The sequence below is a fragment of the Kluyvera intermedia genome (assembly GCF_034424175.1).
Classification (GTDB): domain Bacteria; phylum Pseudomonadota; class Gammaproteobacteria; order Enterobacterales; family Enterobacteriaceae; genus Kluyvera; species Kluyvera intermedia.
Genome location: NZ_CP139986.1, coordinates 1,084,357 through 1,100,466, shown reverse-complemented (window position 1 = coordinate 1,100,466; position 16,110 = coordinate 1,084,357). Strand labels below are relative to the sequence as shown.

At 50.8% G+C, this 16,110-nt stretch carries 15 protein-coding genes and 1 pseudogene; 7 read left to right on the top strand and 9 right to left on the bottom strand.

The genetic code is table 11. From position 1 onward, the window contains the following. Positions 1 to 12 precede the first annotated feature (12 nt). The 4 genes from chuS to U0026_RS05255 are packed head-to-tail and all read left to right on the top strand — an operon-like array spanning position 13 to position 3,626. Positions 13 to 1,041: a hematinate-forming heme oxygenase ChuS gene (gene chuS / locus U0026_RS05270; RefSeq protein ID WP_062775411.1), complete on the top strand. Its 1,029-nt coding sequence runs from the start codon at positions 13 to 15 to the stop codon at positions 1,039 to 1,041. Then, positions 1,038 to 1,859: a heme/hemin ABC transporter substrate-binding protein gene (locus U0026_RS05265; protein WP_062775413.1), complete on the top strand. Its 822-nt coding sequence runs from the start codon at positions 1,038 to 1,040 to the stop codon at positions 1,857 to 1,859. Before chuS ends, U0026_RS05265 begins: the two co-directional genes overlap by 4 nt. Then, positions 1,859 to 2,854: a FecCD family ABC transporter permease gene (locus U0026_RS05260; RefSeq protein WP_062775416.1), complete on the top strand. Its 996-nt coding sequence runs from the start codon at positions 1,859 to 1,861 to the stop codon at positions 2,852 to 2,854. The genes U0026_RS05265 and U0026_RS05260 overlap by 1 nt, the downstream gene beginning before the upstream one ends. Further along, positions 2,847 to 3,626: a heme ABC transporter ATP-binding protein gene (locus U0026_RS05255; protein WP_062775419.1), complete on the top strand. Its 780-nt coding sequence runs from the start codon at positions 2,847 to 2,849 to the stop codon at positions 3,624 to 3,626. The genes U0026_RS05260 and U0026_RS05255 overlap by 8 nt, the downstream gene beginning before the upstream one ends. 123 nt (positions 3,627 to 3,749) lie before the next feature. Here the strand turns inward: U0026_RS05255 and U0026_RS05250 are convergent, their stop codons facing one another. The 5 genes from U0026_RS05250 to U0026_RS05230 form a co-directional block, all read right to left on the bottom strand. Then, a complete protein-coding gene (locus tag U0026_RS05250) occupies positions 3,750 to 5,144 on the bottom strand; it encodes a GGDEF domain-containing protein (RefSeq protein ID WP_062775421.1) in 1,395 nt (464 codons plus the stop codon). A 219-nt stretch (positions 5,145 to 5,363) separates the two neighbouring features. Then, positions 5,364 to 5,597 (bottom strand): sulfurtransferase-like selenium metabolism protein YedF, encoded by a 234-nt coding sequence (gene yedF, locus U0026_RS05245; protein WP_062775424.1) that lies wholly within the window; start codon positions 5,595 to 5,597, stop codon positions 5,364 to 5,366. After that, positions 5,594 to 6,805, bottom strand: a complete 1,212-nt coding sequence (yedE, locus tag U0026_RS05240) for a selenium metabolism membrane protein YedE/FdhT (protein WP_062775425.1) — start codon at positions 6,803 to 6,805, stop codon at positions 5,594 to 5,596. The genes yedF and yedE overlap by 4 nt, the downstream gene beginning before the upstream one ends. A 565-nt stretch (positions 6,806 to 7,370) precedes the next feature. Then, positions 7,371 to 7,733 carry a hypothetical protein gene (locus U0026_RS05235; protein WP_126440984.1) on the bottom strand — a complete coding sequence of 121 codons (363 nt, stop codon included), beginning with the start codon at positions 7,731 to 7,733 and terminating at the stop codon, positions 7,371 to 7,373. A gap of 5 nt (positions 7,734 to 7,738) precedes the next feature. Continuing rightward, positions 7,739 to 7,987, bottom strand: coding sequence for a hypothetical protein (locus U0026_RS05230; protein ID WP_126440983.1), 249 nt, complete (start codon positions 7,985 to 7,987; stop codon positions 7,739 to 7,741). Between the two features lie 369 nt (positions 7,988 to 8,356). On the opposite strand from U0026_RS05230, the gene mutS reads away from it, so the two are divergent. Beyond that, positions 8,357 to 10,918 carry a DNA mismatch repair protein MutS gene (gene mutS, locus U0026_RS05225; protein ID WP_062775430.1) on the top strand — a complete coding sequence of 854 codons (2,562 nt, stop codon included), beginning with the start codon at positions 8,357 to 8,359 and terminating at the stop codon, positions 10,916 to 10,918. A gap of 863 nt (positions 10,919 to 11,781) precedes the next feature. Here the strand turns inward: mutS and U0026_RS05220 are convergent. The 3 genes from U0026_RS05220 to U0026_RS05210 are packed head-to-tail and all read right to left on the bottom strand — an operon-like array spanning position 11,782 to position 14,046. Then, positions 11,782 to 12,018 (bottom strand): non-oxidative hydroxyarylic acid decarboxylases subunit D, encoded by a 237-nt coding sequence (locus tag U0026_RS05220; protein ID WP_062775431.1) that lies wholly within the window; start codon positions 12,016 to 12,018, stop codon positions 11,782 to 11,784. A 10-nt stretch (positions 12,019 to 12,028) separates the two neighbouring features. Beyond that, positions 12,029 to 13,456 (bottom strand): non-oxidative hydroxyarylic acid decarboxylases subunit C, encoded by a 1,428-nt coding sequence (locus tag U0026_RS05215; RefSeq protein WP_062775432.1) that lies wholly within the window; start codon positions 13,454 to 13,456, stop codon positions 12,029 to 12,031. Next, positions 13,456 to 14,046, bottom strand: a complete 591-nt coding sequence (locus U0026_RS05210; RefSeq protein WP_062775557.1) for a non-oxidative hydroxyarylic acid decarboxylases subunit B — start codon at positions 14,044 to 14,046, stop codon at positions 13,456 to 13,458. The genes U0026_RS05215 and U0026_RS05210 overlap by 1 nt, the downstream gene beginning before the upstream one ends. A 169-nt stretch (positions 14,047 to 14,215) precedes the next feature. Between U0026_RS05210 and U0026_RS05205 the strand changes: the two genes are divergently transcribed. Beyond that, positions 14,216 to 14,635 carry a MarR family winged helix-turn-helix transcriptional regulator gene (locus tag U0026_RS05205; RefSeq protein WP_062775433.1) on the top strand — a complete coding sequence of 140 codons (420 nt, stop codon included), beginning with the start codon at positions 14,216 to 14,218 and terminating at the stop codon, positions 14,633 to 14,635. A 36-nt stretch (positions 14,636 to 14,671) separates the two neighbouring features. Next, complete coding sequence (locus tag U0026_RS05200; protein WP_062775434.1) at positions 14,672 to 15,049, top strand: DUF4440 domain-containing protein; 378 nt, start codon at positions 14,672 to 14,674, stop codon at positions 15,047 to 15,049. Positions 15,050 to 15,112: 63 nt separating this feature from the next. Here the strand turns inward: U0026_RS05200 and rpoS are convergent. Beyond that, positions 15,113 to 16,104 (bottom strand): annotated as a pseudogene (rpoS, locus tag U0026_RS05195) (RNA polymerase sigma factor RpoS). Positions 16,105 to 16,110: the final 6 nt, after the last annotated feature.

Sequence of the window (16,110 nt, the reverse complement as noted above, 5' to 3'; positions counted from 1 at the left end):
AAGGAAGAGACAATGAACTACTACACTCGCTGGCTTGAGCTAAAAGAACAAAACCCAGGTAAATATGCCCGCGACATCGCCGGTTTAATGAATATCCGCGAAGCCGAACTGACGTTTGCTCGTGTCGGCCACGATGCGAAGCGTTTGCATGGCGACGTTCGCGAAATTCTGGGCGCGCTGGAAGTCGTGGGCGAAACCAAATGTATCTGTCGCAATGAATACGCGGTGCACGAGCAGGTAGGCGCATTTACGAATCAACAGTTAAGCGGCCATGCAGGGCTTGTGCTGAACCCGCGCGCGCTCGACCTGCGTCTGTTTTTACATCAGTGGGCGAGCGCATTCCACGTCAAAGAAGCGACCGCACGCGGCGAACGCCAGAGCATTCAGTTCTTTGATCATCAGGGTGATGCTTTGCTGAAGGTCTATGCTACCGACAACACCGATAAAAATGCCTGGGCAGAGGTTTTACAGCGTTTTATTACCGTAGAAAACGCACCGCTGGAACTGAAAGCCAAAGAAGCTGTAAGCACAGCGACGACCGTCGATGCGCAGACCGTCGATCAAGAATGGCGTGCCATGACTGACGTTCACCAGTTCTTCATGTTAATGAAACGCCATAACCTGACCCGCCAGCAGACCTTTGAACTGGTCGGCGACGATCTCGCCTGCAAAGTGCCAAACAACGCGCTGGCGCAGGTTCTCGATGCCGCGCATCAGGACGCTAACGAAATCATGGTGTTCGTCGGCAATACCGGCTGCGTACAAATCTTCACCGGCAAAATTGAAAAGGTGGTGCCAATGAAGGGCTGGCTAAATATCTTCAACCCGGCCTTCACGCTCCATTTGATGGAAGAGCACATCGCCGAAAGCTGGGTGACCCGTAAGCCGACCGTAGACGGTCACGTCACAAGCCTGGAACTGTTTGCCAAAGACGGGACGCAAATTGCGCAGTTGTTTGGGCAACGTACGGAAGGTCAGCCGGAGCAGGTGCAATGGCGCGCGCAGGTTGATGCGCTGACGGCAGAAGGACAGCCTGCATGAAACGGCTGCTTGCCCTGATTGCCGCACTACCAATGCTGGCCTTTGCCACCGCCCAGGAGAGGGTCGTGACGCTGGGGGGCGACGTCACCGAGATTGTCTATGCGCTTGGGGCAAACTCGGCGCTTGTCGCGAGAGATAGCACCAGTCAGTGGCCGGCGGAAGTCACCGCTCTTCCTGACGTCGGTTACCTCCGCCAGCTCAATGCGGAAGGCATTCTCTCGCTGCGCCCGACTCTGGTACTCGCAAGCAGCCAGGCGCAGCCGTCACTGGTCCTGCAAAAGGTACAGGAGAGTAAAGTGAAGGTGGTGAGTGTACCGGGTGGCTACAGCGCAGATGCAATCGACGGCAAAGTCAGCGTGATTGCCGAAGCGCTGGGTAAACAGGCGCAGGGTGACGCGCTGCGCCAGACGCTGCACGCTGAGATGGCAAAAATCCCGACGCAACCGCTGAACAAACGGGTGCTGTTTATCCTCAGCCACGGAGGTTCCGGTGCGATGGTTGCCGGTCAACAAACGGCAGCCGATGATGCTATCAAGCTTGCCGGCGTGCAGAACGCCATGCAGGGCTTTGACCATTACCGCACAATGTCGCAGGAAGGCGTCATCGCCAGCCTACCGGACCTGGTGGTTATCTCCGCCGACGGTCTGAAAGGCATGGGCGGGGAAGCGTCGCTTTGGAAGCTGCCAGGTCTGGCGCAGACACCGGCGGGACGCAATAAACAGGTGCTGGTGGTGGATGATATGGCACTGCTTGGTTTTGGTCCACGCACGCCGCAGGCGCTACTGCAACTGCGGCAAAAAGCGGAGCAACTGCCCTGATGTTAGCCTGCGCTTCCCGCCAGCTGTGGTTGATGGTCATTTTGCTCGTTGGCCTGACGTTATTCGCCACCACGCTGGGAGCGATGCGGCTGCCGCTCGCCAATCTGTGGGCCTCCGGCGATGAAGTGTTGCGCCATATCTGGCTCACCATTCGTCTGCCGCGTGTCCTGCTAGCGCTGCTGGTCGGGAGCGCGCTGGCGCTCTCCGGCTGCGTGATGCAGGGGTTGTTCCGCAACCCTCTGGCCGACCCCGGTCTATTGGGGATCAGCAGCGGCGCGGCGCTGGCGGTCGCCTTTTGGCTAGTGTTACCGCTGTCCGTTCCAGCGCTGGTGGCGCTGTATGCTCCGATGTTAGCTGCGTTTATCGGCAGTCTGGCGGTGATGGCGGTGATCTTTGTGCTCAGTAAAGCGGGGGACGGTTCACTCTCCCGCCTGCTGTTAGTGGGGATTGCGATTAACGCCCTATGCGGTGCGCTGGTCGGCATGTTGTCGTGGGTCAGTAATGATGCGCAGCTGCGCCAGCTTTCGCTGTGGGGCATGGGCAGTCTGGGACAGGCCGAATGGTCAACGCTGCTGGTTGCCGCGACGTTGATTATCCCGTCGTCATTGGTGGTGTGGTGGTTGGCTGCTCGTCTTAACTTGCTGCAACTGGGCGATGAAGAAGCGCATTACCTTGGCGTAAATGTTCGTCTGCTCCAGCGCATTCTGCTGCTGTGTAGCGCCGTGCTGGTCGCCGCGGCGGTCGCCATTAGCGGGGTGATTGGGTTTATCGGGCTGGTGGTACCGCACCTGATGCGCATGTGGTTAGGGCCGGATCACCGCGGACTGGTTCCCGGTTCTTTGCTGGCTGGCGCCATTTTGCTGCTGATTGCCGATACCCTCGCCCGCACCGTTGCCGCGCCCGCTGAAATGCCGGTGGGACTTCTCACCAGCGTGCTCGGCGCGCCGTGGTTCCTGTGGCTTATTTTCCGCCAGCAAAGGTCAACCCATGGATAATCTTTACACCGCCCATTCGCTGTCGCTACGACTCGGTAAACGACAGGTTATTGACGACGTTTCCGTGCAGTTGCGCCGGGGCGAAGTGACCGCGCTGATTGGCCCAAACGGCGCGGGGAAATCCACGTTGCTACGCCTGCTGACCGGTTTTTTATCGCCAGATAGCGGCGAGCAACATATTGAAGGCCGCGCACTCGGCGAGTGGTCGGCCAACGCGCTATCGCGTCGCCGCGCGGTGATGCTGCAACGCACACAGCTTAACGCGAACTGGCCGGTCGAAACGGTGATTGGCATGGGCCGTGCGCCGTGGGGCGCGACGGTAGATGCGGCGCTGGTTCAGCGTGTGATGGCCGAAACCGGCTGCGGCCACCTGGCGGGCCGCTTGTACCCTGCGCTCTCCGGCGGCGAGCAGCAGCGCGTACAGTTGGCGCGAAGCCTGGCTCAGCTATGGGGAGAGGAAGGTCCGCAGGGCTGGCTGTTTCTTGATGAACCGACATCGGCGCTGGATCTGTTTTATCAGCAGCATTTGTTGCGCCTGTTAAAAAAACTCAGTCGTGCTGGCGGATTACACGTGTGTATCGTGCTGCACGACCTTAACCTTGCCGCACTGTGGGCGGATACTATCTTACTGTTACATCAAGGTAAGCTGGTCGCAGAGGGGACTCCACACGACGTTATTCAACCATCGGTTATCCATCGCTGGTACGGTGCGGATATCAGCATGAGTCAACACCCGCAGGCAGCTGTACCGCAGGTTTATCTCACCCCTTAATAGTCTGGGCTGCAGGCTGCGCCCAGCTTCGTTTTTCCAGGCATAAAATATCTCAATTGCTACTAAAAAATATTATTACTAGATATGGATGGGGAACCCATTGATTCTTTTAAAGATATTCAACTAGACGATCACCACCCCATTATCATTGATGGCTGTATAATGTAGTTTTTTATATCGATACATTCCTCCATCAGCAATGAAAATGCTTTTCTCGATGCTCTCAGTGAGTTCAGAAAAACCAAAGCTGATTGATGCGTTGATTAACTCACCGTCTAATTGATGATCCTGATTTATTTTTTCTATGATTTGATTCATTTTCATCGGCGCTTGTTTGAGATCGGTTTTACTTAATAACAAAATGAACTCATCACCACCTGTTCTGATAAAAGCGTCAGATGGCCTTATGTTTTTCATAAAAATAGAAGAGATAAGAATAAGTATTTTATCACCAACTAGATGACCATAAGTATCATTTATATATTTAAACGAGTTAACATCAATAACGCTGATGACAGAGTTGGTTCCAAGAGCGCCTTTTAAAATATTCATGCCTTTTCTTTTAGAAACAGCACCGGTCAATAAATCCACATCTATATCGTTATTGAGTAACGTGATGTGGTTTATCCCTAAGGTTATAATAATTAACGCCACTATACATGCTGAGTTAAAAATAATCAGATTCTTCAGGCTACTCATTATTGAATATGATATTGAAGTTTTTGTAAGAACATCTGAATTTGCAATAAACTCATGCTTTACCCAAGGGGTAAAAATGCCCGAATCCGGTTTTGCCAACTCAATACTACCTGAGTTTTTTTTGAGCATAATCTGTTCATGGATTGGCATACCGTTACTCATTAGCATAATTTTTAATGTGTCCAGCGTATAATCACTAACAACATACCCAAGAAGTCTATTTGTCATGGCGTTAGTATTATTTTGAATCACGGGTTGTATCGTGCTAATTGTCTTTTCTGCAGAGAAAGTGTCTTTATATATTTCACTAACATATCTTTTTGCAGTTAAATTATTTGACACTGAAAATCTTGGGATGAAATTATAATGTGCGTTATTCTGTAGCTTTAATTGTTCTTTATTTATCCCTTTGGCCTTTGAAAAAATAAATAAGAAGCTATGATCTAAAGGAATAAAGTATTTCGTTAGCACTGTTTTCTTGTTTAACCCAGTAGCTATCTGTAATATTCCACCAATATTTTTAATGATATTATTATTTAAACTCAACGTTTTCTTTGAGCCAACTAAATCAACATCATTATAGGTCTTATCTGTGTTTTCGACTGAATGTTCGTTTCCTGAAATTGCAAAAGATAGAGCTGTCGCTAATAATAAGTTATCTCTATCATCTGTAGAGATGCTACTCATAGTTCTATCTATTGCCAGATCAGCATCTAAATCAGACTTTTTTATCACATTAGTTATTATGAATTTGTTACCAGCTAGAATAATAAGTATAAATAAAAAGAAGAGCGGAGGTTTAAGTTTTGCCAGTTGCATTTTAATTAATCGGAATGGGTGTTTAGACAATTCTATCAAGCCGTTTCATATTATTATTGATTATTTGTGCGAGAAATGTTTTATCATAAATCATTTAATAGATGATTGAATAATGCATTATATAAGTTTAAATATGAGTAAATACAGCCTGTTGAGACTGCATAGCTGCCACGATGAACTCAAAAAGATATGCTCTCGCCAAACGGCGAGAGCATAGGATTACTTCTGAATCAGATAGCGAATGGTTGGGCCATCTTGCTGAATATCCAGTACGGTGTAGCCGTGATTCTGCGCATCCAGCGGAATGTTGTTTATCGACTGCGGACAGTCGCTGACCACTTCCAGTATTTCGCCTTTTTTCAGCTGTGGCATCGCTTCAAGGGTTGCCACTGCCGGATACGGACAAGGTTCGCCTACCATATCCAGACGGTAATCAGGCACTATCGTGCTCATACATTCTCCTTCGCGGTAACGTTAGCGGTAGCGGCACGGCGGAAGAAACGTTTTTCCCAGCCGATAATCAGCAGCAGCGCAATTAATAACATGCCGTAAGTCACCAGCAGTCCGCCGAGCGGGCCAAAGGTGGTTAACAGGTTCACTTTATCCCAGTTGGTTGCAAGCGCAGGAGAGATATCATCCCAGTAGTAGGCCAGAATCGTCGAGCCAATAACGTTGCCGAGTCCGACCCACCAGTAGTGTACCTGCCCTTCTACCGCGCGATACATCCAGCCAGTTTCACAGCCACCTGCCAGCACGATACCAAACCCGAACAGTAACCCACCGATGACCGCATTCGGGCCCGCCCACATAATTTTCGGCGCCACACCCAGTTGGACATAGCTGAAGATACCGATGGCGCTCACCGCCATCCCGAAAATTATCGCCTTCGCCATTTGCGTACGCCCGGTGATCCACAGGTCGCGGAATGCCGAGGTAAAACAGATTTGCGCGCGCTCAATCAGCAGACCAAAGCCGACACCAAACAGCATCGCCAGACCCAGTTTTGGGCTACCGGCCGCCGTTAACAACGCCCAGCCGATCATGCCGATGAAAATCAGCATTCCCAGACGGAAGCGACGACGCGCTTTATCGGGACTTTGTGTTAACGGAGATGCGGCGGAGACTTTGACCATTTTGACCGGAATGCGGAATATTGGCAGCAGCGTAAAGCGCGCACCAAACCATGAACCAATAGCGGTCGCCAGGGCAAAGAACCAGGCATGAAGCGAGAACTGAGGGATCCCGGTAAAGAACGCCGCCAGATTACAGCCCATGGCCAGACGGGCCCCAAAACCGGCAATAATACCGCCGATAATCGCCTGTAAAATACGAATGCGACTTTTAGGCAAACGCAGCTTCACGTTGTTAGCCCACAGCGCCGCGGCAAAACAGCCGCCGAACATGCCGATAATCATCATGCCGTCGATACGCGTCAACGGCGTGCCATCAAGGCCGATAAGCTTGTAGTAGCCCCAGGTTTCGGTGTGCACGCCCGCCAGTTGCAGCAGTTGCCCACCCCAGCGGGTAAACTCGCCGGTGACGGCCCAGAAGGTACCGGTGATGCCGAAATAATAGGTGGCAAGAATGCCTGCGGCGATCACGGCAGGAACCGGTGACCAGAATTTGATCAGATAGGTTTGTTTGAATTGGTGCCAGGTCATAAAGATTAGCCTCTGAACTCAGAAGGATGGTGTTGCGGAAAGCCGGGGATTATAGCGGGAATATCATCCAGAATGATGACAACCTCAGTAAAAGATCGGTTAGATCAATTTTTCATTAGTGCGTACCACGAGGCAAGGTACGTTTTATCCTGGATGCAACTATTCTCACGGCAAGAGCGGTGTAAAAATCCTGGTAAGGTACTGCTATTGATGTTTAATTAGTCAATAATGACATCATCATTGATATTAATATTCAAATAAACCCAATTCGCTTAAGACATAAAAAAACAGGGTTACAGTTCCTGTAAAACCGGTGAAAAACATCATGACTGATATTTTTAAAACCTGCGCATAGGTTAATTTTAACGAAAGAAAATATCTAGCAAAGTCTTTTCTAAGAATGGAAAATAAAAATTCAAGATCCGACAACACGACTCCCTCTCCTATAGCATGCTGTAAAATTTATTGCGGCCACTGTAGAACATTTAAGAAACTCTGACTGATAATTAAAATCAAAACTTATTTATTGGAGTTTCATCCCTGCGTGTAAGCATTGGCAATGGCGCTATGAGCACTCCACGTCAAACTCATCCCCCTCTTCCGCATAAATAATTTTTATTACTTCATCTGATTCAATGAGGGCCAACTTCTTGTTGCTGTCCGAAACCTGATAAAGGCGGAGGATATGTCCCGATTTTGACTTTTGTTCCAGGTACATTTCCAGACTTTGATTTTGTATTATCAATTTATTCGGGTAACCGTCCCAGTTCACGAAAACTGACCGATTCTGGCTCCCTACACATTGTAAATGAACAGGTAATTCCATGCTGCTAGCCGGAGTCACCTGTAACGTCATGATGGCCACAAAAATAGTGCCTTTTAAAATTATTAATTTATTAGCTATAAAGGCTAGCCATTTGATTGCCAAACTCATTACTCCATCACTTTTGCATACAACAGCATTTTGTTGTCGCAAGTTAGCAGAATAAATTTATTATTTATTTCAAAAAACGCTTTTACTACAGACCAATAGGGCCGAAAGGGATTATTGGTCTGTGGCGATGTCGACCAGGCTTCCCAGTGCGGCACATAATTTGAAATTTCCATCACCCAAGTCTTCATGCTTACAAATAACAAAACGGGGCTAAACCCTGAGGAATCCCCAGAAATAAGTTCAGGCACGGTGTGCTCCCTCACCCTAACCCTCTCCCCAAAGGGGCGAGGGAACCGAACAGTGCGAATTTCCCTTCAGAGCAATACATTAGCTTATTCGTTAAATTATAAAAATTTACTGGGAATACCTCAGGGCTAAACCCCATCCGCTAACGTCGTTTTTCACGAAGCTATCAGGCTCAACTTTGTCACCAGATCTCATTATTTTTAACGCTTTAAACAAAAGTGGCTTTCCCTCTTGTTTTCCTGACATTCAGACTCCGTTATCATGCACCCTACGTACTCATGAAAACAGCGTGGATTCGATGAGATCCAACGACATCAACTGAGTCTGAAAGTAACCTTCAAGAATTCTAAGTAAATGGACATCATAAACGGATGAGTACAAACGATAATCTCGACGCCCACACGCCGATGATGCAGCAGTACCTGAAGCTAAAAGCACAGCATCCTGAAATTCTGCTGTTCTACCGGATGGGTGACTTTTACGAGATGTTTTATGACGATGCAAAGCGCGCATCGCAGTTACTGGACATCTCCCTGACCAAACGTGGTGCCTCTGCTGGTGAACCGATCCCGATGGCAGGCATTCCGTATCATGCTGCGGAAAACTATCTGGCTAAGCTGGTCAATCAAGGCGAGTCCGTCGCTATTTGTGAGCAAATTGGCGACCCGGCAACCAGTAAAGGGCCGGTTGAACGCAAAGTGGTGCGTATTGTTACCCCCGGCACCATCAGCGATGAAGCGCTGTTACAGGAACGCCAGGATAACCTGCTGGCTGCGATTTGGCAGGACAGTAAAGGCTACGGCTATGCGACGCTGGATATTAGCTCTGGACGTTTTCGTGTTAGCGAACCCGCTGACCGGGAAACCATGGCCGCTGAACTGCAGCGCACCAACCCTGCTGAGCTGCTGTATGCCGAAAACTTTGCCGAAACGGCATTGATTGAAGGCCGTCGTGGCCTGCGCCGTCGTCCGCTGTGGGAGTTTGAAATCGACACTGCGCGCCAGCAGCTGAATATGCAGTTTGGCACACGTGATTTGGTCGGTTTTGGCGTTGAAGGCGCACCGCGTGGTCTTTGCGCTGCGGGTTGTCTGCTGCAATACGTTAAAGATACGCAACGAACTTCGCTGCCGCACATTCGCTCCATCACCATGGATCGCCAGCAGGACAGTATCGTGATGGATGCTGCCACGCGCCGTAATCTGGAGATCACCCAGAATCTGGCCGGTGGGCTGGAAAATACTCTCGCGTCGGTCCTCGACTGTACCGTCACGCCGATGGGCAGCCGTATGCTCAAGCGCTGGCTGCATATGCCGGTGCGTGATACCAAAACCCTGACCGAACGCCAGCAAACTATCGGCGCTTTGCAGGACACCACCGCTGAATTGCAGCCGGTGCTGCGTCAGGTCGGCGATCTGGAACGTATTCTGGCCCGTCTGGCGCTGCGTACCGCACGTCCACGGGATCTTGCACGTATGCGTCACGCTTTCCAGCAATTGCCGGAACTGCGCGCACAGCTTCTGAGCGTCGATAGCGCCCCGGTGCAGATGCTGCGTGAAAAAATGGGCGAGTTCGTTGAACTGCGCGAGCTGCTGGAACGCGCCATTATTGATGCGCCACCGGTACTGGTTCGTGATGGTGGCGTGATTGCGCCGGGTTATCACGAAGAGCTTGATGAGTGGCGCGCGCTGGCCGACGGTGCAACCGACTATCTTGATCGTCTGGAGATCCGCGAGCGCGAGCGTACCGGTCTCGATACCTTAAAAGTCGGCTTTAATGCGGTACACGGTTATTACATTCAAATAAGCCGTGGGCAGAGCCATCTGGCACCGATCAACTATGTGCGCCGCCAGACGCTGAAAAATGCCGAACGCTATATTATTCCTGAGCTTAAAGAGTACGAAGACAAAGTTCTGACCTCAAAAGGCAAAGCGCTGGCGCTGGAAAAACAGCTTTATGACGAGTTGTTCGAGCTGCTGTTGCCACACCTTGGCGATTTGCAGCAGAGCGCTAACGCGCTGGCAGAACTGGACGTGCTGGTTAACCTGGCAGAACGTGCCTATTCGCTTAACTACACCTGCCCACGCTTTACCGATAAACCCGGTATTCGTATTACCGAAGGTCGTCACCCGGTGGTCGAGCAGGTTCTCCATGAGCCGTTTATCGCAAACCCGTTAAACCTGACACCACAGCGTCGGATGCTCATCATCACCGGGCCGAATATGGGGGGTAAAAGTACCTATATGCGGCAAACCGCGCTGATTGCGTTGCTGGCCTATATCGGCAGCTACGTCCCGGCACAGAGCGTAGAGATTGGCCCTATCGACCGCATCTTTACCCGCGTCGGCGCAGCAGATGATCTGGCTTCCGGCCGCTCAACCTTTATGGTGGAGATGACCGAAACTGCGAATATCCTGCATAACGCAACCGAGCACAGCCTGGTGTTAATGGATGAAATTGGGCGCGGGACATCGACCTACGACGGCTTGTCATTGGCGTGGGCCTGTGCGGAAAATCTGGCGAATAAGATCAAAGCGCTGACCCTGTTCGCCACCCACTACTTCGAGCTAACTCAGCTACCTGAGAAAATGGAAGGCGTTGCGAACGTACATCTGGATGCACTGGAGCACGGAGACACCATCGCCTTTATGCACAGTGTGCAGGACGGTGCGGCTAGCAAGAGCTACGGTTTAGCCGTTGCCCAGCTTGCCGGTGTGCCAAAAGAGGTGATTAAGCGCGCGCGTCAGAAACTGCGCGAACTGGAAAGCCTCTCGCCGAATGCCGCGGCGACTCAGGTTGATGGTACGCAAATGTCGCTGTTATCCGCACCTGAAGAAGCATCCCCTGCCGTAGAGGCGCTGGAGAATCTGGATCCGGATTCGCTCACGCCACGTCAGGCGCTGGAGTGGATTTATCGTTTGAAGGGAATGGTGTAATCATCTGTACCGCTTCAGATGCGCTGAAGCGGTACCTTCGTAATCTTACGCCTGGATTTTCCAGATGTTGAGTTTATCGAAGGATAAGAATGTGTGCGAGCAGCAGATAAGAAAAAGCCCTCACCATGATGGTAAGGGCTTTTAAGGTACTACAAACTTCAGATTTAACATTAATTAACTTAGTGATTTGCTACTTCAATTTATACTGCTTTCAAATGCACCCGTTTACTACAGATAATATTGGGCATTAAAACTTAAAAACCTCCCTCTAGTTATCCTGCTACACACATCGCCAGCGTTATCACGAACTTAAGCATGGCGCCTTAAACAAGTACATCCCCCATCGCGACATATACTCTTTGATGCGTTGCCTTATTACCGTTGCGTTTACCATGATGCAGTAATCACAACATACCAATTTAAAACAAGGCCTTACATCGTCGCGCATACTCTACCATTTCGCTTTCCAGCACAATCACTACGAGGCCTTAAAACATATTACATCCCAAACTACAAACTTCGTGGCCTTATTGCAAAATGGCTTACCCCAGTACTTCTTAATAAACACTAACTTCTTTCACTGTGCTGTTAAAACCTAATTTACACACTTAAAAACAAGAGTCAATACTGTTTTTAAAATCATGTTTATATTTACATATCATGAAATAAGATGTATTTAAAAATCATTGTACTAGCGCTATTTTGTTTGTGATCTGGCGCGTATTTTGCGATAAATTCTCGCCAATTCTTGCGTGCTAACTCCGCCTTCCCAGATTGATTATGGTAGCTTGGGAAGTTGACTCGCTGGCAGCGCGGCATTGATAAAATAGCAGCGACGGGTTAATCCGTCGCTGCTTAGTCTTTTAGCGTTTATCTTTCGCCAACAGCGGCGGGATGCTCGGCACCATCGGTGCATCATCAATATCTTTCTGCGTCATGCGGAACGCTTCAGGGTAGTGCTCGCGACTGGTGCGGCGTAGCGGTTCGGTATCTCGCCAGGTGTACAAGCAGTGCTGGCACTGGTATACCGTCCAGACATCTTTTACCGGCGATTTCGCCATCACTTCAATATTCTCATCGGCGCAACGTGGACAAATCATCTTTTCCTCCTTACTTACGGTTAACCAGCATAGCGGTCAGTTTTTCAGCCCAGGCTTTGGTTTCAGGTAAGTCCTGTACCGGTTGGCTGTAGTGACCACGGTTGTCCGGCGCAACCGGCGTAGTGGCGTCGATAATCAATTTGTCAGTGATCCCCGCCGGGCTTGAGCCAGGGTCAAGTTCCAACACCGACATGTTCGGCAATTGCACGAGATCGCCCGCAGCGTTAACTTTCGACGACAATGCCCACATCACCTGCGGCAGGTTAAACGGATCAACATCTTCATCGACCATAATCACCATCTTCACATAGCCCAGGCCATGTGGCGTGGTCATCGCACGCAGACCCACCGCGCGGGCAAAGCCGCCGTAGCGTTTTTTGGTCGAGATAATCGCTAGCAATCCGTGGGTGTACATGGCGTTCACCGCCTGCACTTCCGGGAACTCAGCTTTCAGTTGCTGATACAGCGGCACGCAGGTCGCCGGGCCCATCAGGTAGTCGATTTCAGTCCACGGCATACCGAGATAGAGCGATTCAAAAATCGGTTTGCTGCGATAAGAGACTTTATCGATACGCACCACCGTCATATTACGGCCACCGGAGTAGTGCCCGGTGAATTCACCGAACGGCCCTTCGATCTCACGTTTGCGACCCTCGATAACGCCCTCGAGGATCACTTCCGAACCCCACGGTACGTCAAAACCGGTTAGCGGTGCGGTCGCAATCGGATAGGGGCTTTCACGTAGTGCGCCAGCCATTTCGTATTCCGACTGATCGTATTTCAGCGGCGTTGCGCCCATCAGGGTGATGATCGGATCGTTGCCGAGCGTAATCGCAATCGGTAAGTCTTCTCCGCGCTCTTCCGCTTTGTGCAGATGCAGCGCGATATCATGCATTGGGATCGGCTGTAGGCCCAGCTTGCGTTTGCCTTTGACTTCCATTCGGTAGATACCGACGTTCTGCTTACCAAAGTTATCCGGATCAAGCGGGTCGCGCGACACCACACAGGCCTTATCCAGATAAAAACCACCGTCCCCGTCGTTTAAACGAAACAGCGGCAGGATATCGAACAGGTTGATGTCTTCGCCATCGACGATATTTTCAGCCCATGCGGGATTGGCACGGCGCTCTGGGGCCACGGGGAACTTATCCCAACGACGGATAAACTCATCAATCTGCTTTCTGACCGGCGTGTTCATCGGCAGCCCCATTGAAATGGCGTGGTTTTGCCAGGAGCCAATCGTGTTCATGGTGACACGCGCGTCGGTAAAGCCACGAATATTGTCAAACCACAGCGCAGGGGCACCGTCACCGATACGGCCGGTCGCGTTCGCGGCCGCTGCCAGATCCGGCTCAGCGTTTACCTCCTCGCTGATTTTCAGCAGCTGCCCCTGGTCTTCCAGCGCCTGCAAAAAACTGCGTAAATCATCAAAAGCCATTATGCATTCTCCTGTGAAAAATTCGCGGCACGTAACCCGCTCCAGCGACGCGCTTTGTGGTGCTCAAGACCAAATTGATCCAGCACACGCGTCACCACGTGATGGGTGACATCGTCAATCGTTTCCGGGTGGTTGTAATACGCTGGCATCGGCGGCACCATCGCCACGCCCATACGAGATAAGGCCAGCATATTTTCAAGATGGATGGTACTGAGCGGCATTTCACGCGGGACAAGCACTAGCTTGCGTCCCTCTTTCAGCACCACATCGGCGGCGCGTCCCACCAGCCCGTCGGCATAACCGGCACGGATACCGGCCAGCGTTTTCATACTGCATGGGATGATAATCATGCCGTCGGTGCGGAAGGAACCTGATGAGATGATGGCGGCTTGATCGGCGGGGCTATGCGTGAAATCGGCCAACTCAGTCACTTCGCGCGCGCTATACGGGGTCTCCAGCTCTATAGTGGTCCTGGCCCACTTCGACAACACCAGGTGGGTTTCCACTTCCGGCATGTCACGTAATGCCTTGAGTAAAGCAACCCCCAATGGAGCGCCGGTGGCTCCAGTCATTCCGACAATCAATTTCATCATCACCTCACACATTGTTCGTATACGAACATTTTAGATGAAGGTACGCCGTATCGCTCTTGAGTGCAAGTTTGTTCGTACACGGTCACATTTTTAATCAAAGCAGGAAATATGCGCAAAAGCATCGCGAACGGCTATCATAGAAGCGATGTTTTTTTACGGAGTTCTCATGGAATTAAGAAACGAGGCGTTCCATTTACTGCGCCAGCTTTTCCAGCAACATACGGCACGTTGGCAGCATGACCTGCCAGATCTCACCAAACCGCAGTACGCGGTATTGCGCGCTATTTCTGAGCACCCGGGTATTGAACAGGTCACGCTAACGGAAGCGGCAGTGAGTACAAAAGCGACGCTGGCGGAAATGTTAAGCCGAATGGAGCAGCGCGGCCTGGTGCGCCGTGAACACGATCCGGCAGATAAACGTCGCCGTTTTGTCTTCTTAACGGCTGAGGGCGAAGCTTTACTGACCCACGCCATCCCGTTGGGCAATGCCGTTGATGAAGAGTTTCTGGGACGATTAAGCGCCGATGAGCGCCAGCATTTCTCCCGTCTCATCCATACCCTGATATCACAAGAGCCGAAAGATTAATCCCTTTGCTCACCTGCATCGCAAAATGGAGAATACATGAATCGCTATATTCAAGAAGTCATCGACGCCCACGTACTTATCGAAAACTGGCTCGGTCGCGGTGAAGGGAGCGCGGATGCCCTAATGCATCGCTTTAGCACCGATTTTACGATGATTCCGCCCAGCGGGGCTCGGATGAATTATCAAGCAGTTAGCGCCTTTTTCCAGGGAGCTGGCGCCTGCCGTCCAGGTTTGAAGATTGTCATCGATAATGCCGCTGTACTGAGTGAATGGGACGATGGGGCAACGGTTGTCTATCAGGAAACCCAGCATTTACCCGGCAAACCGGCCACACAGCGCTGGTCGACAGCGGTGTTGCGTCAGCAAGAAGATAAAATCATCTGGCTACATCTGCATGAGACAGCTCAGGGATAACGGCACAAAGCCAGAAAAGGAAAAGGCTCAATCATCGGATTGAGCCTTTTTAAGAAAAGTATCTTACTCGCGGAATAACGCTTCGATGCTAAGCCCCTGAGTCTGCAAAATTTCACGCAGACGGCGCAAGCCTTCAACCTGAATCTGACGCACGCGTTCACGGGTCAGACCGATTTCACGGCCAACATCTTCCAGCGTCGCCGCTTCATAGCCCAACAGGCCAAAGCGACGAGCCAACACCTCACGCTGCTTGGCGTTCAGTTCGAACAGCCATTTGACGATGCTTTGTTTCATATCATCGTCCTGCGTGGTGTCTTCCGGGCCGTTTTCATTTTCATCGGCCAGGATATCCAGCAGCGCTTTTTCTGAATCTCCGCCCAGCGGCGTATCAACTGATGTGATGCGTTCATTGAGACGCAGCATACGGCTAACGTCATCAACCGGCTTATCCAGCTGTTCGGCTATCTCTTCGGCGCTCGGCTCGTGGTCCAGTTTATGCGACAGTTCACGAGCGGTACGCAGATAGACGTTCAGCTCTTTTACAATATGGATTGGCAGACGAATGGTACGGGTTTGATTCATAATAGCCCGTTCAATGGTCTGACGAATCCACCACGTGGCATAGGTTGAAAAGCGGAACCCACGCTCCGGGTCGAACTTCTCTACGGCGCGAATCAGCCCCAGATTGCCCTCTTCGATAAGATCCAGCAGCGCCAGACCACGATTGCCATAACGGCGAGCAATTTTCACGACCAGACGGAGGTTGCTTTCAATCATCCGACGGCGCGAGGCCACATCGCCACGCAGGGCACGACGAGCAAAGTAAACTTCTTCTTCTGCGGTTAATAATGGAGAATAACCGATCTCACCCAGATAAAGCTGAGTCGCATCGAGTACACGTTGAGTGGCACCCTGCGATAAAAGCTCCTCTTCGGCGAGTTCGCTGTCACTGGGTTCCTCTTCATTCAGGACTTTTTCATCAAAATCTCTGCTCCATTCTCATCAAACTCCGCATCTTCATTTAAATCATGAACTTTCAGCGTATTCTGACTCATTAAGGT

Coding starts and splice junctions, on each gene's coding strand:
- chuS (WP_062775411.1), top strand. CDS start 13: ATGAACTACTACACTCGCTGGCTTGAGCTAAAAGAACAAAACCCAGGT.
- U0026_RS05265 (WP_062775413.1), top strand. CDS start 1,038: ATGAAACGGCTGCTTGCCCTGATTGCCGCACTACCAATGCTGGCCTTT.
- U0026_RS05260 (WP_062775416.1), top strand. CDS start 1,859: ATGTTAGCCTGCGCTTCCCGCCAGCTGTGGTTGATGGTCATTTTGCTC.
- U0026_RS05255 (WP_062775419.1), top strand. CDS start 2,847: ATGGATAATCTTTACACCGCCCATTCGCTGTCGCTACGACTCGGTAAA.
- U0026_RS05250 (WP_062775421.1), bottom strand. CDS start 5,144: ATGCAACTGGCAAAACTTAAACCTCCGCTCTTCTTTTTATTTATACTT.
- yedF (WP_062775424.1), bottom strand. CDS start 5,597: ATGAGCACGATAGTGCCTGATTACCGTCTGGATATGGTAGGCGAACCT.
- yedE (WP_062775425.1), bottom strand. CDS start 6,805: ATGACCTGGCACCAATTCAAACAAACCTATCTGATCAAATTCTGGTCA.
- mutS (WP_062775430.1), top strand. CDS start 8,357: ATGAGTACAAACGATAATCTCGACGCCCACACGCCGATGATGCAGCAG.
- U0026_RS05220 (WP_062775431.1), bottom strand. CDS start 12,018: ATGATTTGTCCACGTTGCGCCGATGAGAATATTGAAGTGATGGCGAAA.
- U0026_RS05215 (WP_062775432.1), bottom strand. CDS start 13,456: ATGGCTTTTGATGATTTACGCAGTTTTTTGCAGGCGCTGGAAGACCAG.
- U0026_RS05210 (WP_062775557.1), bottom strand. CDS start 14,046: ATGAAATTGATTGTCGGAATGACTGGAGCCACCGGCGCTCCATTGGGG.
- U0026_RS05205 (WP_062775433.1), top strand. CDS start 14,216: ATGGAATTAAGAAACGAGGCGTTCCATTTACTGCGCCAGCTTTTCCAG.
- U0026_RS05200 (WP_062775434.1), top strand. CDS start 14,672: ATGAATCGCTATATTCAAGAAGTCATCGACGCCCACGTACTTATCGAA.